Origin of the sequence: Noviherbaspirillum autotrophicum (genome assembly GCF_000818395.1) — a bacterium.
GTDB classification, from domain to species: domain Bacteria; phylum Pseudomonadota; class Gammaproteobacteria; order Burkholderiales; family Burkholderiaceae_D; genus Noviherbaspirillum; species Noviherbaspirillum autotrophicum.
In genome coordinates, this window is sequence record NZ_JWJG01000028.1 from 1,065,855 (window position 1) to 1,089,229 (window position 23,375).

The 23,375-nt window shown below is 58.0% G+C and carries 18 protein-coding genes; 6 read left to right on the forward strand and 12 right to left on the reverse strand.

The window, feature by feature from the left end; translation table 11 throughout:
- Positions 1-28: 28 nt before the first annotated feature.
- On the reverse strand, positions 29-676 hold the full coding sequence (locus TSA66_RS06200) for a class I SAM-dependent methyltransferase (RefSeq protein WP_040039401.1): 648 nt from the start codon (positions 674-676) through the stop codon (positions 29-31).
- Between the two features lie 740 nt (positions 677-1,416).
- Here TSA66_RS06200 and TSA66_RS06205 point away from each other — a divergent pair.
- Complete coding sequence (locus TSA66_RS06205; protein ID WP_232429413.1) at positions 1,417-2,877, forward strand: wax ester/triacylglycerol synthase family O-acyltransferase; 1,461 nt, start codon at positions 1,417-1,419, stop codon at positions 2,875-2,877.
- Positions 2,878-3,235: 358 nt separating this feature from the next.
- Here TSA66_RS06205 and TSA66_RS06210 read toward each other — a convergent pair whose 3' ends face one another.
- From TSA66_RS06210 to TSA66_RS27980, 7 genes are all read right to left on the reverse strand, one after another.
- Positions 3,236-5,881, reverse strand: coding sequence for a zinc-dependent metalloprotease (locus TSA66_RS06210; protein WP_040039402.1), 2,646 nt, complete (start codon positions 5,879-5,881; stop codon positions 3,236-3,238).
- 52 nt (positions 5,882-5,933) lie between these two features.
- On the reverse strand, positions 5,934-7,082 hold the full coding sequence (locus TSA66_RS25410) for an AraC family transcriptional regulator (RefSeq protein ID WP_084199362.1): 1,149 nt from the start codon (positions 7,080-7,082) through the stop codon (positions 5,934-5,936).
- 80 nt (positions 7,083-7,162) lie between these two features.
- Complete coding sequence (locus tag TSA66_RS06220; protein ID WP_040039403.1) at positions 7,163-7,714, reverse strand: DUF2059 domain-containing protein; 552 nt, start codon at positions 7,712-7,714, stop codon at positions 7,163-7,165.
- Positions 7,715-7,766: 52 nt separating this feature from the next.
- A complete protein-coding gene (locus TSA66_RS06225) occupies positions 7,767-9,350 on the reverse strand; it encodes an OmpP1/FadL family transporter (RefSeq protein WP_232429414.1) in 1,584 nt (527 codons plus the stop codon).
- A 72-nt stretch (positions 9,351-9,422) separates the two neighbouring features.
- Positions 9,423-10,463, reverse strand: a complete 1,041-nt coding sequence (locus tag TSA66_RS06230; RefSeq protein WP_040039405.1) for a transporter — start codon at positions 10,461-10,463, stop codon at positions 9,423-9,425.
- Positions 10,464-10,514: 51 nt separating this feature from the next.
- Entirely contained in the window at positions 10,515-11,282 is a 768-nt protein-coding gene (locus TSA66_RS06235) for a C39 family peptidase (protein WP_040039406.1), read from the reverse strand.
- A gap of 467 nt (positions 11,283-11,749) precedes the next feature.
- A complete protein-coding gene (locus TSA66_RS27980; RefSeq protein WP_040039407.1) occupies positions 11,750-14,476 on the reverse strand; it encodes a LuxR C-terminal-related transcriptional regulator in 2,727 nt (908 codons plus the stop codon).
- A gap of 733 nt (positions 14,477-15,209) precedes the next feature.
- On the opposite strand from TSA66_RS27980, the gene TSA66_RS06245 reads away from it, so the two are divergent.
- From TSA66_RS06245 to TSA66_RS06265, 5 genes are all read left to right on the forward strand, one after another.
- A complete protein-coding gene (locus TSA66_RS06245) occupies positions 15,210-15,806 on the forward strand; it encodes a DUF6160 family protein (RefSeq protein WP_040039408.1) in 597 nt (198 codons plus the stop codon).
- Between the two features lie 128 nt (positions 15,807-15,934).
- Positions 15,935-16,681, forward strand: coding sequence for a hypothetical protein (locus tag TSA66_RS06250; RefSeq protein WP_040039409.1), 747 nt, complete (start codon positions 15,935-15,937; stop codon positions 16,679-16,681).
- 117 nt (positions 16,682-16,798) lie between these two features.
- Positions 16,799-17,617 (forward strand): hypothetical protein, encoded by an 819-nt coding sequence (locus TSA66_RS06255; protein ID WP_232429415.1) that lies wholly within the window; start codon positions 16,799-16,801, stop codon positions 17,615-17,617.
- Position 17,618: 1 nt separating this feature from the next.
- Positions 17,619-18,095: a DUF6160 family protein gene (locus TSA66_RS06260; protein ID WP_040039411.1), complete on the forward strand. Its 477-nt coding sequence runs from the start codon at positions 17,619-17,621 to the stop codon at positions 18,093-18,095.
- 332 nt (positions 18,096-18,427) lie between these two features.
- Positions 18,428-19,324 (forward strand): LysR family transcriptional regulator, encoded by an 897-nt coding sequence (locus TSA66_RS06265; protein WP_040042267.1) that lies wholly within the window; start codon positions 18,428-18,430, stop codon positions 19,322-19,324.
- A 19-nt stretch (positions 19,325-19,343) separates the two neighbouring features.
- On the opposite strand, the gene TSA66_RS06270 is transcribed toward TSA66_RS06265, so the two are convergent.
- From TSA66_RS06270 to TSA66_RS06285, 4 genes are all read right to left on the reverse strand, one after another.
- Positions 19,344-20,051: a class I SAM-dependent methyltransferase gene (locus TSA66_RS06270; RefSeq protein WP_040039412.1), complete on the reverse strand. Its 708-nt coding sequence runs from the start codon at positions 20,049-20,051 to the stop codon at positions 19,344-19,346.
- 67 nt (positions 20,052-20,118) lie between these two features.
- Complete coding sequence (locus TSA66_RS06275) at positions 20,119-21,123, reverse strand: TRAP transporter substrate-binding protein (protein ID WP_040039413.1); 1,005 nt, start codon at positions 21,121-21,123, stop codon at positions 20,119-20,121.
- A gap of 21 nt (positions 21,124-21,144) precedes the next feature.
- The gene (locus tag TSA66_RS06280) at positions 21,145-21,993 is read right to left on the reverse strand and encodes an HpcH/HpaI aldolase/citrate lyase family protein (protein WP_040039414.1); all 849 of its coding nucleotides are present in this window, start codon (positions 21,991-21,993) and stop codon (positions 21,145-21,147) included.
- A gap of 12 nt (positions 21,994-22,005) precedes the next feature.
- Complete coding sequence (locus TSA66_RS06285) at positions 22,006-23,361, reverse strand: MmgE/PrpD family protein (protein WP_040039415.1); 1,356 nt, start codon at positions 23,359-23,361, stop codon at positions 22,006-22,008.
- Positions 23,362-23,375: the final 14 nt, after the last annotated feature.

A 23,375-nucleotide genomic window follows, 5' to 3' on the forward strand; every position in this document is an offset into this window, starting at 1 on the left:
GACTAGCGCCATACCCCGTTTCGTTGCTTCAGACAGGCTTTTTCCCTAGGACAGACCAGTAGCAGTTCAGCATCAGCAACCGAAAATGCTTCTGTTCACGGATATGCAATCCGAGGCGCCTCATCGACTCCGGATAGTTGTAAATGTTGTGGACTGCATTTCCGGCGAACAGCCAGAAGAACAGAACGGCGCCGTACCAATAGGCGATTTTGAAAGCGCGCGAAAAAATATTACCGGTCGGGTAAGAAAAATCGCCGACGACCACATCTGCGCCGGGCTTGCCAAGCTTGATCAGGTGCTGCAGCACGCGCACCATCATTTCTTCGCTAAAGACATTGAGGAAGAAATTGGCGACCACCATGTCGTACTTTTCGTATTCATCCACCTTCATGATGTCGCTATGTACGCGGCGGATTTTGACGGTGACGCCTTCCTTTTCCAGATTGCGCTGGAAATTTCTCAGCATCGTTTCCGACAGATCGACGACTGTCACTTCGGCGCCCAGCTTCGCCGCATGCACCGCATCTCTTCCATGACCGACGCCGGCGAACAACACTTTGTCCCCGGGCTTCAAGTGTTCCAGCATGGCCACTTTGCAGTGATGAATTGAATTTCCGCTATACACCGCGCTTAACAAGTCGTAAATCGGGCCAACTATCTTGTACTTGTCTTTCATCGCTTGATCCTCAGGTTTTTCCAACCTTTTTGTTTGTAGCAACGCCAGCAGATACTCTCGCCGGCACGTCTCCTCAATATGCAACCGGACCTGCCTCGACCTCGGGAAAGCAAACGAGCATTGGCCGCGTCCCTACCCGAGGCTGAATTAGAGTTCTATATCTACCCCCAAAGTGAACAATCCCATCCAGAATCAATGGGCATGCCATTTATTAGCATTTGATTAACAAGAGGAACGTTTAGATTAAGCCAATATCCGGAATAAACATTGCAGCTCGCCATGGCCCCGGAAGCCAAATTTGTGACATTGAGAGTCACATTCCTAGTAGCAAAATATGGCTGCTTCGGAATTCAGTTGATTAATATCTACGCAGAAACTTTGCCGCCATTCCTGCTCGCCCTGACTCTTAAAGCCAACCATTTGGCTTGCGAAGACAAGGCAACAAAACTAGTCATTTGTAGGTTTCGAATTAACATCAATCGACTTGGCGTTGCGTTTTTTGCACTACTTTTTTGTCTTAAATCTGACGCCAACTGTCCCGCACTTTGCCTAGGTCGATTGTGTCCATCGTGGCTTTGGCGATGCGGCATTCATTATTAAAAAGTTGCGCATCGGCTCGGCGTGTACGCTTCTGAACCCGGTCCTGGAATAGCCGGACGCGTCTGGGATCAGAACTAGCCGCCATGCAGCGCGATAAAAGGCGTCGTAGCCCAAAGACGCCAACATCGGAGACACCAACCGTGAAACATCCCCTTTCCGCTCCGCTTGAGGCCGATCAGCAGGAACCTTTCGTCAAAACAGGCCGTCCGGGCGATGTCGTGCAGTCAGAACGAAACAGCCAGTCAGCGATGACGCGACGGGACTTTGCCTGGTATCGGATGGATACGGACAGGAACCTCATGGTGATCAACAGTATTCTTCTGTTCGAAGGGGCACTTGACTTGGCGCGCCTGATCTCGACAGTGGCGCATCGACTGCCGAATTACCCGAGGTTCACGCAGAAAGTCGTGACACGAATGGGCCGCCCCTATTGGGTCGAGGACAAAGACTTCAATATTCTCAATCACATCAAGCTCGAGAAAATGGCGCAGGAAGTCAGTCGCCAGGAGCTTCAGAATCACCTTACCGTGCTGGCGCACGCCCCGCTGGACGGGAATCATCCGCTGTGGCACATGACCGTGGTCGACAAGGTCGATGGTGGATATGCGATTGTCTTCCGGGTACAGCATTGCATTACAGACGGGCTGGGCTTGGTACATGTACTCAACCATCTCACCGACGATAACGACAGTCATGGCAAGGTTCCGGCTGCCGAGGGGCATCCTCATCGCGCCCAGCCTGTCCTTCATCCCGTATGTTCGCGCATCGTCCAGGGCATCTCCTGGTTAAAAATCGCCGCCCACGTCACGCGCCTGGCCTTGTTGATGCCTGATGCGAAGACTCAATTCAAGGCGCCATTGGCGGGAAACAAACAACTGGTATGGGTGCCGCCGCTCCCCATGGATCAGGTCAGGACCATGGCGAAAAGGATGGGCGTCACGTTGAATGATGTATGGGTTGCCGCGGTCTCCGCGGCTTTGCGTCAATACCTGGCTGAGCGTGGCGAACCCGTGGACAGGAAGCCCCTGCGCGCGGCCGTTACATTCAATTTGCGGGAAAAAGCAAATGCCTTCCAATTGGGTAATGAATTCGGCTTGGTTGCGGTTGAATTGCCGACCAACTTGGATAATGCGGTGCAGCGGCTGCGCGAATCGAGCCGGCGCATGACTGCGATCAAGAAATCGCATCAGCCCAAGGCAACCATGGCCTTCCTATCCATTGCCGGCTGCCTGCCGCGCTTCTTGCAGCGTTTTGCGCTGAACCTGTTCACATCCAAAGGCTCGGTCGTCCTGACCAACATCGAAGGGCCTGCCAAGCCGCGTTATCTGGCGGGGTCCAGGCTCACCGACCTGATTTGCTGGGTGCCGCAGGCGGGAACAATCGGCGTCGGCCTGGCCTTCATTTCCTATGCCGGACAGATTCAGCTTGCCCTGTTTGTCGACACCGACATGGTTCCCGACCCCGAACGCTTGATGGCATTAACTTACGATGCATTTTCCGAACTGGAGCGGGCAACCCGAACGGCAACGGAGGTGGCGCCTGTGCCCGCCCCGTCCGAAGAACTCCTTCCAGAACTATCGCGCCAAGCCGGCATGGCATGACTGTGCAGCGGCAACCGACATCGCCGCACATTGCCGACATCGCGACGACCGCCAGGCCAGCGCAAAGTTTTACGGGCCACTCAAAGCCCATGGCATAAGCAGGGGCGCAGCAATATCTGTACACCGCATGATGCTTCAAGACGCGGCCAACTCACAAAGAGGCCGCGTCAAAGCTGCGCTCAGTCAGTTTGTTTGAGCGCAGCCCTACCCGGGGCAAACGCCAGTTCCCGGCAGTCATGCTGTGCCGCAATCGATTCATTTTGATTCCGCGCCAACCTACGATGAAGAAAAAGGCATGCACGAGAGGGCACCGCTGCCCCCTCGCTACCGCAGCCATCTCAACTGACTACGGCCCTGTCTATACATTGGCACGCAGCAATGGCGCCTTCAATGCGTCGTCCAGGGTATTGAGGCTCTCGCTCAGGTGCGCCTTCACTTCCCTGCTCAGCGGCTTATTCAGTGCAGTGCGGATTTTTCCTTGCAGGCGAATCGCATTTTCGCGTTGCAGGCTGCGCACATCAGCCAATACGCCGGGCTTCAACAGTGCGCCAGCAAGACGCCTGAGATGCTCGCGTTGAAGATTGCGGCGCAAGCGAGGAATGTCCTTTCCACTCTTCAGCTCACTCCAGATCGCATCTTGCAACGCATCGTAAAGCTCGCTCAACGACAGCAGCTTCTTGCCATCGGCAACTTTTTCCTGAGCATCCAGAAGACGTGACGCGACTGGATCGGACATCAACTGATCGAGCGCCGCCACCTGCACCGCCAGCACACGGTTAGCGACCGAGATGTCGCGACTGTTGGCCGGATCGAAATGATCAACGCCAAGCCGGCTGATCAACTCGGGGGCAAACTTGAAGCTGTCCACGTTAAACAAGCTGTCGTTGATGAGGGCCAGCGCCTCACGCTGGCTTTCCGCCGCCACCGGCGTGAAGGTGGCGCGCGGGGTGCCGGCATGGTCGCGTAAAAACTTCACGCCGCCGATATACTTCACTGCCACCGGCACCGTGCTTGCGAACTGCGTGAAGCCGTAATCGAAGCTGTTGCGCAAGCTCTCATAACTCTCGCCCGGCTTCAGCTGCCTGGATTGCAGGCGCATCCAGAGTTCGCGCGACAGGACCAGGCGCTTCTTGAAATACGCCAGCGGGTCGCTGCCGAGGTCGAACACGTTCACTTCCGGGTCGGCCACGCTCCCGCCCGCGTCCTCATCGGTCCCATAGGCCAGCTGCGGCTCATTGGAACGTGCGGCGATCCTTTCCAGCTCCTGCTTTTCCCGCGCGCCATCGATCGGCTTGTACGCGTATTCGATCGCCCAATAATCGTATGGCCCCAAGGTTGACATTGCATATTCGCCTTGCCTGTCGCCTTTGGCCGCGATATTGAATGGCGTGTAGTCCATGATCGAACCGGCCATGCCGTTCCTTCTGGTGAATTCCGGGTCCTGGATCTGGCTCAGGCTGTAGGCGGTGGAAGACCTGAAGTTGTGGCGCAATCCAAGCGTATGGCCAACCTCGTGCATGACCACCTGCTTGACATAGGACTGCGCCAGCGCGTCTGCCTCGCGTGTGCCCATCTCGACTTCGCCGCGCGCCTGCAACAGGCCAAGCGCGAATCCCATTTCATGCGCTGCTTCATGCGCAAAATCACAATGCGTGGGGCTGAACGCCAGTGGCTGGCCGATATTTTCATTGATCATGCGCCGTGCACCGCGCGCATACACATCGGACATGCCGATATCGGCGTCCAGGATTTCTCCGCTGCGCGGGTCGACCTGTGACGGGCCGATCGCAAAACCGGCATCGGCGCCGATGAACCAGCGTATCGACGCGTGGCGCGCGTCGAGGGTATCGAAGTCGTCGTTTTCAGCCTGCTGCTTGACGACGATGGCATTCTTGAAGCCGATGCGTTCGAATGCCTTATTCCATTCGAGCACCCCCTCGGCGACAGACTTGCGGTATTTCTCCGGAATGTTCTTGTCGAGCCAGTAGACGATCGGCTGCTTCGGCGCGGACAGTTCAGCCTTCGGATCCGACTTTTCCAGGCGCCAGCGATTCACATAATGCACCGCCGTCTTCATCGTGACGTCGTCTGAAAAATCGTAGCGCGTCGTCACCGTATGGCCGATCCGGTCATCGGCAATGCGGGCATGCATGGGCTCTGCCGGCAGCGGCGCAAAACTGTAGTAGAAGCCGATAAAGAAGCTGCGCGGATCGGGCGTCGTGGTCGGCAAGCTGGGTTGCACCAGCCCGTTCTGCGCCCCAGTCGATGCCGCTATTTTCGGCACAAAAAAATGTGCATTGACCTGGAATCCGGCCAGGAATTCGTCCGCGCGCACTTTGTCAAAGCTGCTGTTGGCAGGATCGATCGTATAGGGCTGGTGATACGCAGCATCAAGCTGTGTCGCGTAGCCGGGGATGTCGCCGAACAGTAACGCGCTGGCATCAATCAGGATGGCCTTGGTTTGGTGATGCGGCGTACTTGCCACCGGGACGCTGGCAAGCAGGCTGTCGGAAAATGCTTGCCTGACTTCGATTTCCTGCGGCGTACCTGGTTTAGCCATAAACTTGGTGTTCTTGGCGACCAGTTGAATATGGTTGCCCACTCGCTTGAATTCCGCCATATGACTGCCAAGCATTTGGCTGCCGTAGAGCCGGCGTTCACCGATGCCGTTGGATACGTTCACCGAAAAGAAAAACGGCTTTTCCAGCTGCTCCGGCCTGATCTCCATCCATACTTTTTCATCCTTTTGATACAGAGTGAAAAAGCCCTTCATTTCCTTCGCATCCTTGACCAGATATTCGTATGGCTTGATGGCGGAAGGAGACAAGCGGGAGACGACTGCCTCCGAGGTGGCGATGGCAATGGCGGCCGCGAAATTCTGGGCTGACGCCTGCGCTGTCTGTGGCGCGGTGTCCTGTGCACGCGCAACGCTACCCAGCGCCGGCGCCAGACTCGCGGCAGCCATCGTCAACAAAAAACGCGTACGAAACAGCAATGCTGGCATGGCAATCCTTTGTCTTACCTGAGTCGGTGAAGCCAGTCCGTGTTTAGTTGGACTAGGCGGCAAACACTTCGGAATCGTCGCGACCCGTCGCGCTTACCGTGTCGTGTGGCAAGCAAGCCTCGCCGCCTTCGAACAAGGCTGCTCCTTGCTGCAATTGCTTCGGCGAGCGACCGAACCAGCGCTTGCATGCCCGGCAAAATGCGCTTGGCTCGGAGAATCCAAGCTGGAAGCTCATCTTCTTCAAGGACAGTTCGCCCTTGCTGAGATACTGATGCGCCAGTTCGCGCCGGGTGTCGTCCACCAGCTTGGTGAAATTTGTGCCCTCTTCCGCCAGCCGCCGCTGCAAGGTGCGTTCACTCATCCTCAACTGCTTGGCGACATCTTCGCGCAACGGTTCCCCCTTGGGCAGCATGCCAGAAAGTAGCTGCTGCACCTTGGAACTGAAGCTGACACTGGGTACGACACGCTGTGTCTGGTCCATTTTCGCCAGCATGCGGCGAGTCCAGTCGCGCTGGGATTGCGCCAGCTCCGCCAGCATGTTGAGCGCCCAGTCCGCCGCCATCGGGCGCGCGGTGGTAATTGGCGCCGTCAAGTCGGCATTGTCGAATTCCATCGCATTGGCCGGCATGTCGAAGCGCACTGGGCAGCCAAACGCCTCGGCATACGCTTGCACGATCTGCGGTTGATCGGGTTTCGGAAAGGCGTAGGTCACCAGCGCCGGTTTCAAGTCATTGCGTGCGGCGGCGCACTGGATGGTCCGCAGCACCATGCACCAAACGAAGTCATAGTATTGCTGCGGCGAGTTGCGCTGCCGTCCCTGCAGATACAGGCCGACGCGAATACGGCCAGGCACATGTTCAATCGTGCTTTGAATAGCCGGGGACACCAGAGGTGTATAGCGCACCAGATTTTCGATAGCCGACTTCACGTCCGGCGACGCCCGCAGGATATGCCCCATCAACCCGGAGCGGTCCAGCGGCTGCGGCGACGACACCTTCAATCCGACCAAGGCGTCGTCCGACGCGTGCATGACCAGCTCCCACAAGTGACTGAGCTTGTCGGACAGCGTCAATGCGTCGTCGGCAATGCATTCGCCCTCGGCGAGCCCTGCCTGCTTGAACAATGCGTCAACGTCGAAATGACGCTCGGCCAAGCGGGCCTTGATGCCATATACCAGATCTATCGCTGACGAGTACCTCATGTTGTCCCCTCACCAAAGATGCATTCGCTGTACAGGGCAGTGTCACTGCCCGTCCTGGCCTGAAACGTCTCAAACATTGCTCAGGGCATGGAGGCAGTGCGCAGGCGCAGGCCGATACGCTGTTTCAGATCGGTCAGCTTGGGATTGATCGTCGGGCCAACATCACTCGCAACCTTCTGCCCCAACGCCTTTTCCATCTCGGGCAGCAGTGCCTCGTATTTTTTCTTCAACGGCGACTCCAACATGGCGATAATCTGACGAAGTTCGTCTTCGGTAAACCGATCAGCCAGCAATGGCACGACCGTCAGAGGGATGTACTTTTCCGCGCTTTTCTGCACCAATGGACTATTTTCTTCAACGAATTTCTTGGCTTCGGCACCGATGTCCTTCAGCGCGGCTGCCTGTTTATCGGCAGTCACGCGTCCCTGAAGCACAGCGTCTGATTGTTGCATTGCGTCGGCAACCGGACGCAGAAGCATTGCTTGGGCGATCGCGTCGGAATGCGTCAGTTGGGCAACACGCTTGGCAAGCTCCAGCTTGGCCGGAGACGCTGCTGCCTTAGCGGGTTCGGCGGCATTAGCCGCAGCGGCGCTGGCTGCGACGACGATGACTGCAATAGCTGATTTGAACATGGCAGTACTCCTATAAAGAGGCAAAACAAATCCCGAAGAGCTATGGGCTCGTTCAGAAGCGCTTGGTGAAATTGAAGCCGATGTACTTCACGCGGATGCCGCCTGACACATCCATTCCTGCATAAGGGTTGTAGATCGCATTGAAAAATTTGTCGCAGTTCAGGTTGCAGCTCGACCTGGCGGGCGCATCGAAATCGCCTTTCAGATAGCTGGCGCCGACATTGATGTCGGTGTCGCGGTCGATCTTGAGATTGAACCCGACGCTGTAGAGCTTGGTGTCCGGCAGAAGTGTCATCAGTGACATCTTGTCGGCGGGGATTGAACTCTTGCGCGGCTCGTAACCGAAGCGCAGCGTCAGTTTCTTGGTCGCTTGCAGCTGCAGGCCGAAACCCCAGTGCACAACGCTGCGAAAGCCCGTATTGATACTGAGCTTGCTGGGGTCCGTGATGCCCAATATGCGTCCGGCCTCCAGCAGCTTGATGCTCTGATCAAATTGGAGCGTGAGCGCGTCCCATTCGCTCCACTTCGTGTAGTTCGCGTCCACGTTGAACTGGACGCGCTTGACTGGTTTGAACTTGAAGCCAACCTGCCAATGCGCCGGAAACGGTATGGTCGCCGTCACATTCCCCTTTTGAACTTCCGGTATCGAGGTCGGCATGCCAGTTACTGCAGCGGCAATCGGGCCGAGCAGACTCGCGTACATGCCCTCGACGAACTTGCGCATCATCGGGTCCGCCCTGAATTCATATGTCCCCGTATGCACGGCCTTCGACCCGCCCTGATACACGACACCCAGCGCAAACCAGTCCTTCGGCTCCCACAATACTCCCAGGTTGATCGTGGGATCGATGGGAGCCGTCATGTCGACGTTCAGGTTCGCTACCCGCTTGAACGGATTGATCCTCCCCTCCGGGCCGCCGCCGCACAAACCGAACGCCAGCGTGTCAACTGGATTGCCGCCATCCCCACACCAGCCTTCCTGCAGCTTGCCGATAATACCCAATAGCTTGTTGGGCAAGCGCATGTCGGTATTGATGACCATCGCCTGGTGCGAAATCGGCACCGAAACGCCGACGCGCAGCGTGTCGGACACCTGATAGCCTACCGCTGGCGACAGCAATGCCAAGCGCTGCATCATCATCCGCTTTCCGTCGAAACGCATCGGATCGTTCGGATCCTTTGTGTGATCAACGGAGAAGACCGATTGCGGATAGGTGAGAGTTCCGAAAGTGAACGGTGATCCTTCGTTATTGAATGAAAAGCCCAGTGTCGCGGCGGCTGCCGCAGGCAGACGCCATCCCGGCATGCCATACCCTGGTACATACAGGTTGAGGCGAGTCGGCCCGCCGGTAGTACCGTTTACCGGATCGTTCTTGAAGCCGCCAATGTCGAAGTTATCCGGCTGATGAAACTTCGCAGTCGTATTGAGGGTGGCGAGGAAAATGTTGTGAAACTCGCGGTCACCCTTCACACGCGCTAACCCAGCCGGATTGAAGTGGATCGACTCGATCCCCGGCGGGTCGGCGGTAACAGCATTACCCAACGACATTGCAGTAACGCTGGTTAACAGATTTTCGTTAACTGCAGCATGAGTAGCCAGCGGCATGCCGACGCCCAGCAAGGAAGCCGCTGCCATTGCCCGCCTGATTCGCGCCCTGCGACGCGTATTTCGCCGTGTGAAGGTGTGATCCATCGCAGTCGCTTCCGATCAGAATTCCAGTGGCAGGCTCAGGCCGAGGGTAAAGTTGGGCGAATCGGCAGTCAGGCCGATGCCCGCAGTCAGATTGACCGTGGTCTTCGGCGACAGGCGCACGCCGAGGCCGAAGCTCATCACGCCGCCGGTCTGGATTTTTGTCTTGCTGGTCGTGCCATCCGCGTAGGTGAGCTTGGTGGATGACGAAATCGATTCGCTGATCGAGAACGAGGTCGTGATGTCATAGGAAAGCGCATACGCGAAGCCGAGTCCAAAGCCGAAGCTATTACCCGGCGCTACCTTTTTCAAAACGCTGCCGTCGCTTCGGATCTGGGAAAGATGCTTGGCCGGCAGATTGTACGTATAACTCACGTTGCCGAACAAAGCGACAGGGTCGATCACGTGGTTCAGGCTCACGCCTCCGGTGAAAGACGTGTATCCCGACCCGGTTGCCACGCCCTGGTTGGCATCGACCTTGAACGGGCTGCGTCCGGTAGGCAGCCGCACGCCCCCGGTCAGAGTTACTTGCGGCTTGCCGCGCTGGACTTCGAAGGGCTGGAAGCGTGCGTTAACTCCGATATCGCCGAGCGAATGCGACAATCCACTGAACGATGGATTTTCCGAATACTTGCTCATGATCGGCAGGCTCAGGCTGGCGGTCAGGTTGTCGCGCACACCATAGTCCACTGTCAGCGTGTTGGTGATGGTGTGCGAACTGTCGTTCTCGATGTTGAACAAGGTCAGCGTGCCGGTATCCCTGGAAAAGTTGGCATTGATCTTGTCCTGGCCGATATAGGTGTAGCCCAGGTCATAGGTTGCAGCCAGCTTGCCGCGCTTGAGCAGCGAATACTGCTTGTCGACCGCCGTCAGCGTCTGCTTGAGCAGCGTAGTCTGATCGGTGTCACCCTCTTGCTTCTTGAGTGCTTCACGCGCTGCCGCAGTACCCGGCTCGCCTTGATTGGCGGTGCCCCCAGTCGATGCCGATCCGGCTTGCTGCGCATAGGCCGGCAACGCGAGCGCAGCAACGATAAACCCAAGAAGTGGATATTTTTTCATGACGACTCCCTTGTAGTGGTTGTAATGGCTAGGTACAAATGCCGGCTGCGCTTACTGCTTGCGGACGTACACACCGCCGAAGCCGGAATTGATTGCGCGCTCCAGACGGTAGGTTGTTGCCACCGACGACTGGAGAGTGGCCGAGTCTTTGACGCGGTCCATGTCAAATACACCCAGTTCCTTATCCGTTAGCGCAAGCTGGCGTGCCGGAGGGGTGCTCTTGGGGGGATATACGATGAACAGCGTGTTGCGATCCCAGTGCTTGGCAAAATCGCTGACCGAGAACACATAATTTCCCGTTGATGGATCGGCGATATAGACCAGCCCGTCGCGCAATCCGCGAAACACCACGAAATGCTTGAAACCGGCATAGTCGATCGGCACGATGGCGGGCTGATCCAGCGTTTCGAGATCCTTGACCTCGGCACGAAAGCCTGCGCTTTCCACACCGAGCGAAGCCACATACCGCTTCATGTCAAGCAGGGAAAAGCCGCGGCGCTCGACGATCTTCTCTTTCTCGCCGCGTTCGAGCATGCCTTCCATGCTTTGCTGTTCAGTCACATCAAGACCGATGTGATATTTCAGGAGCGTCACCAGCGCTGCCGACCCACAGCTGTAGTCGTATGCCTGGCGCACGATATGCCGGTATTTCAATTCGGAATACGGTTCGACCTTCACCGATTGCACGACCGGCCCCGCACCAACCATTTTTTGCGGCAGGTCGATCTGTCCCTGAAGGCGATCGGCCGGCTCGTGCCTCGACCATGCAGCGGAACCACCAATAAGCGCAGCGATGGCGCCCAGTACGATCATGAGCATGTCTTCATCCCCTTCATGTCCTCTCCTTGAGTTGATGCTTTTGCGATGTCGCGATGTGCCTCGCGATCACCACGGGAAGCCTGCCGGACCTGCCATGCTTCCTATGACGCTAAGTCGTTCGCAATTCAGCACGGCTATTTATCCGTGAATCAAATGTCAACAAAACTGCGAAGTGGCATTAATGTAAGAGGGAAATTGACTTACCGAACTCGTCCGATCGGACGATATATGCTTGTGAAGCATCAATTCCAGCTCTGTTCACGCGCAAAGCAGTGCGCAAAATTGCAGCAGAGAAATTAAAAGAATTCCCAATGGAAATATTTGTAGGGATTGCGTGGAATTAAGGAGATGTTGTGACACTCGCACACGCATCTTGGTATCGCCCGATGGGATGTCCAATTTGCTAGTGCGAGAGATTCAGGATAAGACGCAAGATGCCAAACGGCATCCTGCGCCTGTGCAGAGAGTTAAGTAATGATGGACAGCTTGCGGGCCACCGAGATTGCTTCGGTACGCGTGTGGGCCCCCAGCTTGAGATTGATATTGCGCAAGTGAGTCTTGACCGTGGTGACAGAGACGAACAGTTTTTCGGCAATCGCCTGGTTGCCATAGCCCTTTGCGAGCAAGGTCAGTACATCCAGCTCGCGCCCGGTCAATTCGTTTTCCATTGCGGCGCGGGGCATGCGAGGCTCCACGACGGCATTCTCGCCGCCATAATAGGTCACAGCCGAGGCCCCGTTCTTCATTGGATTAAGGATGCGCTCCGCAAAAAAGTGAAGCGCACCGTTTTCCGCACTGGACGCATCTTTCATGCTCTTAAGCATGTCATTTACCAGAACCAGCAAAGCCGGCCCTTCATCCTTGAAGACCCGCACAAAGCCCTCGTTCAAGGCATCCTGCAAGGCTTCCTTTATGGTCCGCAATGCCGGATTGCGTTGACCGGCTTGATGCAGCGCCAGCGCGTAAAGCGCCTTAACCCGCAACGCATAACGCACGCAACTGCGGGCCTGTGCATCCTGCAGGTGTTCCTTGAGTACAGGCAGTGTGGCGGCGGCTTGCCCACCGTGTACTTGCAAACGCATGGCACCGAGCACCGGAGTTTCGATGTCCTCGGCAATCATCTGCAGATCGCGATGGCGCCATGGCGGGGACATACCGACCAGTGAAAACATTGCCTTAGCCGCATCCATATCGCCGTCAAGAACGGCGCCCCGCACCCGCTCCAGACGTGCGGAATCAATGATCCGCTGCAGATTGCGCTGCATGCCAAGCTGCTCGAGTTCCAGCAAGATTTGCAGCGCATCGTTCACGTTGCTCTCGGCGCGCAAAATTCGTGCGTAAATCACATGGCTCGCAATCAGCTGATCTGGAATGCCAGCGTCCTTAATCAAGGGCAGGTACAGTTTCAGCAGGCGCTTCGATTCCTCCAGCGCATCCATCTCATACAGTACTTCTGCCAGATAAATACTTGCAAAGCCAGCGTCGGCGCCGTACCGGCGGTTCGACATGTCGGATTCAACACCCATGATTGCGCGCAAGCGCGGCGCCGTTCCCCGCAACCGCACCTGCGACTCGTCACCGATCAGGGCACGCAGGCGAGCCCCTGCGGCGCGCAATTGTCCTTGTCGCAAATCCAGCATGCCGTGCATATAACCAGCCAGCGTCACGCTGAACAAGGGCCCGACGGCCGAATGTTCACGCGTGGCCTGGTCAAGAAGCATGCGCGCTTCCTGATATCTCCCGGCCGTCGCATAGTAGTAGGCGCAACCGATCATCAACATGCTGCGCAAGAGCGGCTCTTGTGCGGCGCCTCCGAGGATGTGCAGGTCTTCCCACATCGGCGCCGTCTGCTCCACACGGTCAAGCATGACCAGGCTAAAGGCGCGGAGGACATGGTAAGTCGGATGCGAAATCGGCGAGGCGCCGTCTTCATTGGTCACCGTCTCCAGCAACGTCAATGCCTCTTCGCTGCGGTTGATATGAATGAGCACCCATGCATAAACCGATATCAGCTTTGGATACGCAGCCAGACTGGCACGGTCGAGTGCGTCGAGCCATCGTGCCAGCAGGCGAACGCGCCCCTGCAGAAACAAGGATTCCGCATTCTTGCTCAGCAAATCGAATAACAGGTCTTTATCCCCTGATGCAATCGCATGATCAATTGCCGGAATCGGACGTTCCTGTTCAACATACCACATCGCGGCGCGACGATGCAGCGACGATGCAAGTCCCGGATATTGCCGACCAAGCTGGGCACGTAAAAAACCCGCAAAAAGCGGATGATAACTGTACCAAACATGCTGCTCGTCAAGCGCGCTCATAAACATGTTGGAGCGCTCAAGCTCTTGCAACAAAACGCCGCTATCCTTGCGTCCAGTGACCGCATTGCAACTATCGGCGCAAAATTTGTGCAGTATGCTGGTTTGAAGAATGAAATCCTGCACAGGTTTGGGCCTATGGGACAGAACGTCCTCGGCAAGATAAGACGCAACGACCGTATTGGAGCCAGAAAACGTCCGGATATATTGCTTCGGGTTGTCGTTACTCTCCAGCGCCAGTGATGATAGCCACAGCGCCGCAGCCCATCCGCCAGTCACTTCGTACAGCCGCTCAACATCCTGGCCGTCAAGTATTAAATTACGCTTGGCTCGTAAAAATTGGCTCGTTTCTTCAAGACTAAACCGAAGCTGTGCAGCATCAATCTCCAGCATTTGCTGGCAGATGCGCAGGCGTCCCACGCTTAATGTAGGGAATTCGCGTGATCCGATCACGATTCTCTGTTGCGGACCGAGCATTTCGAGTAATTGCTGGACAACCGCGAGCGCGGCGGGATTATGCAGGTGCTCGAACTCGTCCAGCATCAACATGAATGGTAGTGGCGTCGCAGCGATGGCATGCGCCAGCTCAAATACCTGATCTTCATCGGGGCTTTCAAGCCCCTGCATTTCCATCAACTCGGATGGCAAAATCCGGCTGACTTGAGCAAATGCCTGGCCGAGGCAACTCATGAATCGATCCAGGTCATTATCCCCCGCATCAAGCGTCAACCATGCGATTGCGCAGCCATCAGCCCTGAATGAATCGTAAATATGGCGCAACAACGTCGTCTTGCCGAATCCCGCAGGCGCCTGCACCAATATAAGTTTGGCGCCTTCTGCCAGCCTGATCCGCTCGACCAAACGTTCACGTGCCATAAAGGGAGCTCCCATGGCGGGAGGCCTGAACTTGGAGGGCGGCGTCCGCAACACCATTATTTTTTTCCGTGCGCGTTAAAAGTTTCTTTTAATTTAATACCAACGTGCGTCAGCAGACCGCACATGATTATGCCGCCCTTGAAGCCTTTGGGAAATAAAAGCCGGGAGTGATTTCCCCAAAATACTAGAGGCATATATCTAATATGCACACAATTGTAGTGCCACGCCCAAAGCCAAGTATGGGGTAGCTACGACTGGCAAGAAGTCGTAGCCGGTGCATTCAAAATGGGAAATACCCTTCCCAAGGACAGAAAACCCTGCTTCTGGGCTGCCTGAAAATTACACGAAGCTGCCCCGGCCAGCGACAGTCTGGCGCTGGAAGGCATAACGAGGCCTTCTGGAATGCCGCTCAGAACGGAAGTACCCACTGACACCAGCATTCATAAAGGTGTCTTGATGCTATCCAGACTTACCCCACTGGCTCTCGAAGCCAATGCTTTGGCCTCAGCGGTCAGCGCGAAACGCTCGGTTCATTCTTAACAATATTCTAAGATGAAGTCTCTTAATATTGCTTCAATGTTAAGAGCAGCAAGACGCGATGCACCACCGAAATTTGACACGTTGACAATACGCGTCGGAGATCGCAAGCCCCCACAAGGAGCACAGAGCAAGCGTCTGCAAGACTGAAATAAAAACTTTATAGAAATTCTTTTACCATTTTGGAGACTACATAATGAAACTGATCAAGAAATCCGCTATCGCTCTGGCCCTGTCCGCAGTTTCCTTCGGCGCCTTCGCAATGACCTCCATCGACGACGCAGCACTGAGCCAAGTGAGCGGCCAAGACGGCGTGTCGATCGCTGCTGACCTGAACATCAACATCGGTTCGTTCACCTACACCGACAAGGGTGCAACCGCTGCTGAGAACGGTTCCGTATCGTTCAACAACATCGCCGTCCGCGGTGCGTTCATCATGCAAATCGACGTGCTGGCTGCTGCAGCTTTCAATACTGACGCAGTTGGCTCCTTGGCTGTTCTGCTGGCCCCCACCTCCGGCGCTACCGCCGTCGCCGACGCAACCACCCTGGCAATTGCTACCAGCAATGCCTTGGGCCGTACGGTTGACGCCACTGGTCTGGGTCCGGATGCTGGCGACGTAGTTCGTTTCGCCTTCCCGAAAGTTACCGGCGCAGAATCGCTGGCACACAATGCATCGATGTCGATCACGGTTGACTCGATCACTACTGGCAACGGCGGCAAGTCCTTCGGTAGCGTTGCTCTGAAGAACTTCGACCTGCAAGGCACCAAGGTCTGGATGTTCGGTCACTAATCTCTTCTTGTTGCTGAAACAAGAATCTGACCCGGTAGTATGAATACGCCCCCTTGCGCAAGCCGGGGGGCGTTTCTATCAGTAGGTTTGAAAATCTTTCTGCAAAGATACTGCGTCTGGTGACTAACATGATAAGTCTGATCCGAACTGGTCTTGTATGCTTGAGTGCAGCCGCAGCATTGCTCAATGCTGGCCCGGCCTCGGCACAGCTGCGTCCACTGTCGGAAAAAGAATTGTCGGCCACCTATGGTCAAGGTTTGCTGGATCTGACCAACAGCAGCTTCGTCTCCAACGGCGACACGCTTTACAGCACCCGCATCGCCATCGGCGCCGATGTCCTGCTGAATGCGAACTTTGGAAAAATCAACCTGGGCGCGAAGACGACCGGCGGCGTGACCGACTGGAGCACTGCCTATATCGACATGCCGGTGCTGCAGTTCGGCCGCCTGGACAGCACGGCAGACAAACGCCTGGTGCAAATTACCAATCCCTATTTCGAATTCGTCTACAAGAATGCGCCGGATGCAGCGACACGCGAAGTAATCGGCATGCGCATGGGCTTCGAGGGAATCAAGGGCGACATCGGGCTGACGATCAACACGCTGAGCGGATCGATGCTCATCGGCGGGGCGGAATACAAGGGTTCTAAAACTACAGGTCCTGCGGTCCCGGGCGTCACCGCCGGCGACGCGAACGGCGCCAGCCGCGACTTCTGGATTTCGGCGCTCAAGACCGCCGTGCAGTTTCCGACGACGTCCGGCATGGCCGAACCGCCGTCTGCCGCACAGGCGGGATTCTGGCTCAACTGGCGCGATAGGCTGACGGCCCTGAGCACCGCAAATGGCGCGCCGCCCCCCAATGCCTTCAGACGATAACGCAAGGTGCGCCCGATCATGAATCCCAGCCGATTTATGCCACGCACTCGCAGCATTACACTCGGCGCACTGCTTCTGTATTCGGCAATAGCGTGCCAACAGGCGGGTGCTGCCAGCATGGAACCGCTGAGCGATGCGGCACTGTCGACAGTGCGAGGGGGCGATGGCGTCAGCTTCGACTTGAACAATTTCTCGCTGTCCGGCAACGCGAAGATCACCTATACCGCACCGACAGGCGCCAGCGCGTATATCAGCAATATTTATCTTACGCGCTCGGACGACACCAGCAATCCGTTCGGCGATCCCTATACCCTGGATGTCAGAACGGCATCCGGGCTGTCAGACGTGATCGAGTTGATGTTCCCGAAAAATGCTGCGGGACTCGCGAAGTGGCAGTTCGCCTACGATTGGGGTGTCAATGCCAATGACATCGCTTTCGAGGGCGGCAGCACCGTTTTCAAGGATGTGGTGTTCTACGGTGGCGGTCTACAGCTTTTCCCGCCCCGCGTCGGCGAGGGCATTGGCTTCGGCCTTGGTCTGCGCATGGACATCGGTGAAATCCTGGTACGTCCGCGCGGACGCGACGACATAACGAATCCTGACTCGACCGCCGAACAAATGCGGTTCAGCAGGATTCGGGTAGGCGCCGTCGGCAGCGATGGCATCACCATTACCTCGTCGCCCTGGCAGATTGCGGATGCAGGCGCACAACCGGGCGTGATTAACGCCGTGACCGATCCCAACGATCCGTCCAAGTCGCGCCTCCACATTGGCATCGGCTGGCCGGACCTTGATCGCGCACCGAATGGCGCGGCGGTCGGTGGCATAGAAATCGGAAATATTTCATTCGGGAACAGCACGGCGCCATTCGATCTCGGTGCCAGCCGCATCGGCAATATACAGATTCAGTATCTCGACATTAAATTCAAGCCCTGACATGTACAAAAAATTGCTTAGCTTTGTTGCGGGATTATGTGTCAGCGCCGGAGCACTGGCCCAGGGCCTGCGTCCGCTCGACGATGGCGAGCTGTCCAAGGTGAGCGGCAAGGATGGCATCGGCATCATGATGGATCTGCAATTAAACATGACATCGCTGACCGACACCAGCGCCAACAGCCATGTGGCACTCGGCTTCAAAGGCGAGGATGGCAAGACCAACTACATTGTTGTCAAGAACCCACGCGGCGCACTGTTCACTAGCATAGGCATCGATGTCAAGAAGCGGACGGACGGCGGCCCCGACTACGTTGCTGTGAAACTGCCTAGTGATAGTATATTCAGCAACTTCGGCTTCGAGTCGATCAATGCACAACCCGATCCGACGACGGTAGTGCCGTTCAACCAAACCCTCGGCGGTTTGAAGATTGATGGCAAGATGTCCATGACGGGCGAACTCAGGCTCTGGTCGCATTAATCCGGATGCCAAACCCGCCACGCGATAGCGCCCGACCTGCCGAATGGAGCGCGTCCTCTTTGTCCATTCGCCTGCGACTTGTTAGACGTCATAAGCGCCTGCAACGTATTCGTCATCGATTCACCAGACGCGCCGCTGCGTTGCCGGCAAGCCGTCCCATCCCGTAACACCGACAGAAGCCCCCGAGGTCGTTCACTCCGGTATCGTTTTCCCTGATGCCGCCGTAGTCATACCGGGCAGGGAGAAGCGGCTTCCTTTTCTTGGAGGTGCATGGATGCGGCCTCCGGCTGCATGACGGCGTAAAATGCCTTTTTCAGAAACGCGTTGCCATCATGCTTTTCGACCTCACCGATCTGCGCCTGTTTATCGCCATAGCCGAGCTCAAGAGCATGACGCGCGCGGCCGAGCGCCTGCATCTGTCGCTGGCGGCGGCCAGCAGCCGCATCAAGGAACTGGAGGCGCGCTTCGGCGTGCGCCTGCTCTATCGAGAGAACAAGGGCGTGCAGCTGGCGCCGGCCGGCGAGACGCTGCTGGTCCATGCGCAGCAGTTCATGCAGCAAGTAGAGCGGCTGAAGAGCGACATGCAGCAGTACAACAATGGCATCAAGGGCCATGTCCGCATCTTCGCCAATACCACCGCCGTGACGGAATTCATGCCGGAACTGCTGGGCGACTTCCTGGCAAAACACCCACAGGTGAATGTGGCGCTGGAAGAAAGGCTGAATCACGATATCGTGCGCGCGGTCCATGAGGGCACCGCCGACATCGGCATCGTTGCCGGCGACATCCAGTCGCCCGGTCTGCAGATACTGAATTTTTCCACCGACCGGCTGGTGCTGGCGACCGCGTCCGCCCATCCGCTGGCCCAATCCGGCCATATCCCTTTCGCCGCCACGCTGGAATACGACCACATTGGCTTACATGAAGGAAGCACGCTGCAGCATTTCCTGAATCGCATCGTTGCCGAAAACGGCAAGCAGCTGAAGATGCGCATTCAGGTGCGCAGCTTCGAAGCAATGTGCCGCATGATCGAAGCGGGCGTCGGCATCGGCATCCTGCCGCAATCGGCGGCGCAGCGCCTGAGCCGCTCAATGCGGCTGGCGCTGGTGGAGCTGGACGAGCCGTGGGCGGTACGTGAGCGCAGCGTCGTGGTGCAACAGCTCGAGACGCTGCCGCATTACGCGCGCGAACTGGTCGATTGCATTTGCCGCTGGGAGCAGGCCAGGTAACACCGCCCCGGCGACAGCATCAGGCATCCTTGCGCAGCAGGTCGACCCGCATCGGGATCTGAAAGAAGGCGCCGTCCGGCGTCATGTGACGCTCGAATCGCTCGCGCACCTGGTCGTGCAGTTGTGGCGACAGCCGGTGCGCGGTGTGGGTGACGTTGAGCACGCCGCGCTCGAATTGCGCAAAGTCGCGAAAGCGCAGCGGCGCCTTGAAAAAGACTTGCCTGACCAGCGCCAAGCGACCTTCATCGACGGCACGCCGGATTGCGTCGAATGCGGCACGGCGCACCTGCTCCTCGTCATGAAACAGGCGCATGATTTCGTTATAGTCACCGGCAAAAATCGGTTCCGACAGATAGGCCAGGCCGCCCGGCTTGAGGACACGCCTGATTTCGTCGAGCGCCCTGTCCATTTCCGCCAGCGGTACATGGTGCAGCGACTTGAACATCAGCACGATGTCGAAGCTCGCATCCTCCGCCGGGATGACCTGCGCGCCGCCGGCGGCGAAGCGTACCTGCGGCAAGTCGGCGACTTGCATGTTCTTCGCATGCTGCACTTCGTCGACTTCGAGCGCGAGGATGAAGTCCGCCTTGCCACTCTCGGCGATCGCGCGGGTCTTTTCCGCCTTGCCGCAGCCCAGTTCAAGCACGCGTGCGCCGGCCGGCAGCACCTCGTTTACCAGTTGCATTTCGTCGCAGACGAGATCGATCGTGTCGGGCGACAGCAGCATCCGTTTCTCCTTTCGTGAATCAGCGGCGGGGCAAGCAGCACGGCGTGCCCATCCCCGCCCGTAGCGATTATTTGTAACCGAGTGCCGCCGATTCCTTGTTGACCGCATTAATCAAGTCCTTGCCGATACGGTCGGCCATCTGCGTCTGTACCGGCAACAGCGCCTTGCGCCATTCGGCGCGCTCATTGTCGTTCAGCACATAGACGTTCGTCTTTCCCGCCTTTTTGATGTTTTCCAGCGCCTGCTCGTTTTCCTGCTGTGCGATCGCATTGGTGTACTTGGTGGCGTCCTTCATCGCGCCTTCCAGCGCGGTGCGTATATCGGGTGGCAGGCCGTCCCAGAACTTCTTGTTGACGATCACCGCATAGCCGATGTAGCCGTGCTTGGACACGGTCATGTTGCTCTGGACTTCATGCATCTTCTGCGTATAGATATTCGATGGCGTGTTTTCAGTCCCGTCCACCACGCCGGTCTGCAGCGCCTGGTACACCTCGGAGAACGCCATTACCTGCGGGTTCGCACCGAGAGCGCGGAACTGCGCGTCGAGCACCTTGGACGACTGGATGCGCATCTTCAGGCCGCGAAAATCGGCGGGTTTATGCAGTGGCTTGTTGGCGGTCATGTCCTTGAAGCCGTTGTCCCAGTAGGCCAGGCCGCTGATGCCCTTCGACTCCAGCTTCTTGAACAGACTCTTGCCGATCGGGCCTTCGGTCACGCGGTACAGCACTTCCCGGCTCGGAAAAATATACGGCAGGTCGAACACCTCGAATTCCTTCACGCCGAGCGGGCCGAACTTGGCCAGCGACGGCGCCAGCATCTGGACCGATCCCAGCTGCAGCGCTTCGAGCTCTTCCTTGTCCTTGTACAGCGTGCTGTTCGGGTAGACTTCGACCTTCACGCGCCCGTTGGTCGCCTTTTCGGCCAGTTCCTTGAAGCGCACGGCCCCCTTGCCTTTCGGCGTGTCATTGGCCACCACGTGGCTGAACTTGATCACGATCGGACTTTGCGCAAATGCGCTGCCGCTGGCAATCAGTGCAGCGAACAGCGCAGCGTGCAATTTATTCAGTTTCATCCTTGTCTCCTTTGAATTGAACTATGTACTAGAGTGCATCCGATCCGCCGGGTGCCTGCGCGCCGCTTCGTCCGCAATCTGCCGTGCGCGCAGAATGACCGGACGGTCGACCATTTTTCCATCCACCGCCACTGCCGCGCCGCCGCTGGCGGCGCTCGCATCGAGCACCCTGTGCGCCCAGGCGACTTCCTCTTCCGACGGGCTGAAGCAGCGGTTCACCGTCGCCACCTGCTTGGGGTGTATGCACAGCTTGCCGCCGAAGCCGAGCCGGCGTGCGCGCAGCGTGTCGCGCGCCAGTTCGTCCGCGTCGTCGATCGCGGTGCTCACGCCATCCACCGGGGATTGGGCGTTCGCCAGGCGCGACGCCAGCACCAGCTGCGAGCGGAAATACAGCAGCGCGTCATCGTCGCCCTCGATACCCAGGTCAAGCTTGAAATCGATGGAGCCGAACATCAGGCGCTGCACGCCCGGCGCTTCCGCAAGCAGGCGTGCGTTGTCCAAGCCCTGTGCGGTTTCGATGAGCGGATAAATCTCTTTCGCGCCGGCGTTATGCAGCGCGAGCAGCTCGCCCGGCTCGCCTGCCTTGGGCAGTACGACACCGGCCACGCCCGGCATGCGGCACAAGGCCAGGTCATCATCGAACCAGCGCGTGTCGGCGCCGTTGATACGTACCAGCACGGAACGCGCGGGCGACAGCCAAGCCGCCAGCGCGGTGCGCGCCGCCTGCTTGTCGCCCGGCGGCACCGCGTCCTCCAGGTCGACGATCACGGCATCGGCGCCAGCGGCGCAGGCCTTGTCGAAACGCTCGGCGCGATTGCCGGGAACGAACAGATAGGAGCGTGCGACCAGTGAAGTTTCGGCTCGCGACATATTGGGCATCCCTCAGGTGAGGAAATAACCGACGGTGGGCGCATGTTCGATATCCCACAACTGGTGGAATGCCGTCTGCATTTCATGCACCGAGGCCCCGCCGCTGAACTCGGCCAGGCGCAGCGCCTTTTGCTCGAGCTCTTCGCGCGACAGAGTGTTGCCCGGATCGCCCTTCGGTTCGTCCACGCGGCCGGACAGCATGCGCCCATCCACGGTGTGCACCGCGACCTTGCCGATCCAGCGGGCCGGATAAGCGCCGTCGACTTCGGGATCGAGCACCATCGTGACCTTGCTGCGGAATGCGGCAACGCGCGCATCGTTGAAGTGATCCTCGAATTCCTTCATGCCGGCGCGCTGGAACTGCGCGATCAGGCCGAGCACGGTGCCCATCGAGAATTTCGCCTGGTGCACCGTCTGCGGATTGACGACCGGCCCGAGCACATCGATGGCGCCCTGGTGCACGTAGGCGGTCACGCTGGCGATCTGATCCGGAGCCAGCTTGTGTTCGGTGACGACCTGCAGCAAGGCGTCGGCAGCGGGATGGGTATGGCGGCACGAGGCGTGGAACTTGAACGAGGTTTCCGCCAGCGCCCAGCGCTGCCCGAGGCGGTCGACCAGCCGAGCCGCATCCGGCTCGCGCGACATGCCGGCGGCCATGCCCTGCGCGCCTTCCAGGATGCGCTTGGCGCCGGTGAATCCGTCCTTGGCGAGATAGGCGGCGGTCAGGCCGGCGGCGGCGGCATGCGCAGTATGCAGCTGCTTGGAATCGGCCGCATCGCGCAGGAATTCCCACAGGCCGGCGGCCTGGGTGCCGGCGGAGCCGAAGGCGTCGAGCATTTGTTCCGGCGTGAGCCGGAGCAGGCGGCCGACGGCGGCCGCAGCGGCGACGGTGCCGACCGTGCCAGTCGTGTGGAAAATTTTGTAGTGCGAACGCCCGAGGAATTCACCGATGCGGATGCCGACTTCGTAGCCGGCGACCGACGCCGTGAGCAGCTCGCGGCCGGAGCAGCGCAATTCCTGCGCCACCGCCAGGGCCGGCGAGAACACGACTGTTGCCGGATGGAATACGGAACCGTTATGCACGTCGTCCTGTTCGGCCACATGGGATGATGCCGCGTTCACCATCGCCGCAAATAATGGCGAGGTGCGGCGGCGTGCGATCAGGACTTCGGCGGCTCCACTGTCCGGCCCCATGTGCCGGGCGAAGCGCTCGATGGCTTCCACCGGGCGGGCGCCCTTGCCGGCGACGGCCGAGCCGAACCAGTCGAGGAGCAGGTCTTCCGCACGCCGCACCACCTCGTGCGGAATGTCTTCAAAGCGCAGGTTGGCGGCGAATGCCGCGAGGGTCTTGCTGGGATGATCGGTCATGTCGGCGTCTCGTC

What these genes read in the sequence shown, in the direction of transcription:
- TSA66_RS06275 (WP_040039413.1), bottom strand. Translation starts at nt 21,123, where the DNA reads ATGAAACTGAATAAATTGCACGCTGCGCTGTTCGCTGCACTGATTGCC.
- TSA66_RS06255 (WP_232429415.1), top strand. Translation starts at nt 16,799, where the DNA reads ATGGAACCGCTGAGCGATGCGGCACTGTCGACAGTGCGAGGGGGCGAT.
- TSA66_RS06270 (WP_040039412.1), bottom strand. Translation starts at nt 20,051, where the DNA reads ATGCTGCTGTCGCCCGACACGATCGATCTCGTCTGCGACGAAATGCAA.
- TSA66_RS06280 (WP_040039414.1), bottom strand. Translation starts at nt 21,993, where the DNA reads ATGTCGCGAGCCGAAACTTCACTGGTCGCACGCTCCTATCTGTTCGTT.
- TSA66_RS06210 (WP_040039402.1), bottom strand. Translation starts at nt 5,881, where the DNA reads ATGCCAGCATTGCTGTTTCGTACGCGTTTTTTGTTGACGATGGCTGCC.
- TSA66_RS06230 (WP_040039405.1), bottom strand. Translation starts at nt 10,463, where the DNA reads ATGAAAAAATATCCACTTCTTGGGTTTATCGTTGCTGCGCTCGCGTTG.
- TSA66_RS06200 (WP_040039401.1), bottom strand. Translation starts at nt 676, where the DNA reads ATGAAAGACAAGTACAAGATAGTTGGCCCGATTTACGACTTGTTAAGC.
- TSA66_RS06235 (WP_040039406.1), bottom strand. Translation starts at nt 11,282, where the DNA reads ATGCTCATGATCGTACTGGGCGCCATCGCTGCGCTTATTGGTGGTTCC.
- TSA66_RS06220 (WP_040039403.1), bottom strand. Translation starts at nt 7,714, where the DNA reads ATGTTCAAATCAGCTATTGCAGTCATCGTCGTCGCAGCCAGCGCCGCT.
- TSA66_RS25410 (WP_084199362.1), bottom strand. Translation starts at nt 7,082, where the DNA reads ATGAGGTACTCGTCAGCGATAGATCTGGTATATGGCATCAAGGCCCGC.
- TSA66_RS06265 (WP_040042267.1), top strand. Translation starts at nt 18,428, where the DNA reads ATGCTTTTCGACCTCACCGATCTGCGCCTGTTTATCGCCATAGCCGAG.
- TSA66_RS06285 (WP_040039415.1), bottom strand. Translation starts at nt 23,361, where the DNA reads ATGACCGATCATCCCAGCAAGACCCTCGCGGCATTCGCCGCCAACCTG.
- TSA66_RS06260 (WP_040039411.1), top strand. Translation starts at nt 17,619, where the DNA reads ATGTACAAAAAATTGCTTAGCTTTGTTGCGGGATTATGTGTCAGCGCC.
- TSA66_RS06245 (WP_040039408.1), top strand. Translation starts at nt 15,210, where the DNA reads ATGAAACTGATCAAGAAATCCGCTATCGCTCTGGCCCTGTCCGCAGTT.
- TSA66_RS06225 (WP_232429414.1), bottom strand. Translation starts at nt 9,350, where the DNA reads ATGGCAGCGGCTTCCTTGCTGGGCGTCGGCATGCCGCTGGCTACTCAT.
- TSA66_RS06250 (WP_040039409.1), top strand. Translation starts at nt 15,935, where the DNA reads ATGATAAGTCTGATCCGAACTGGTCTTGTATGCTTGAGTGCAGCCGCA.
- TSA66_RS27980 (WP_040039407.1), bottom strand. Translation starts at nt 14,476, where the DNA reads ATGGCACGTGAACGTTTGGTCGAGCGGATCAGGCTGGCAGAAGGCGCC.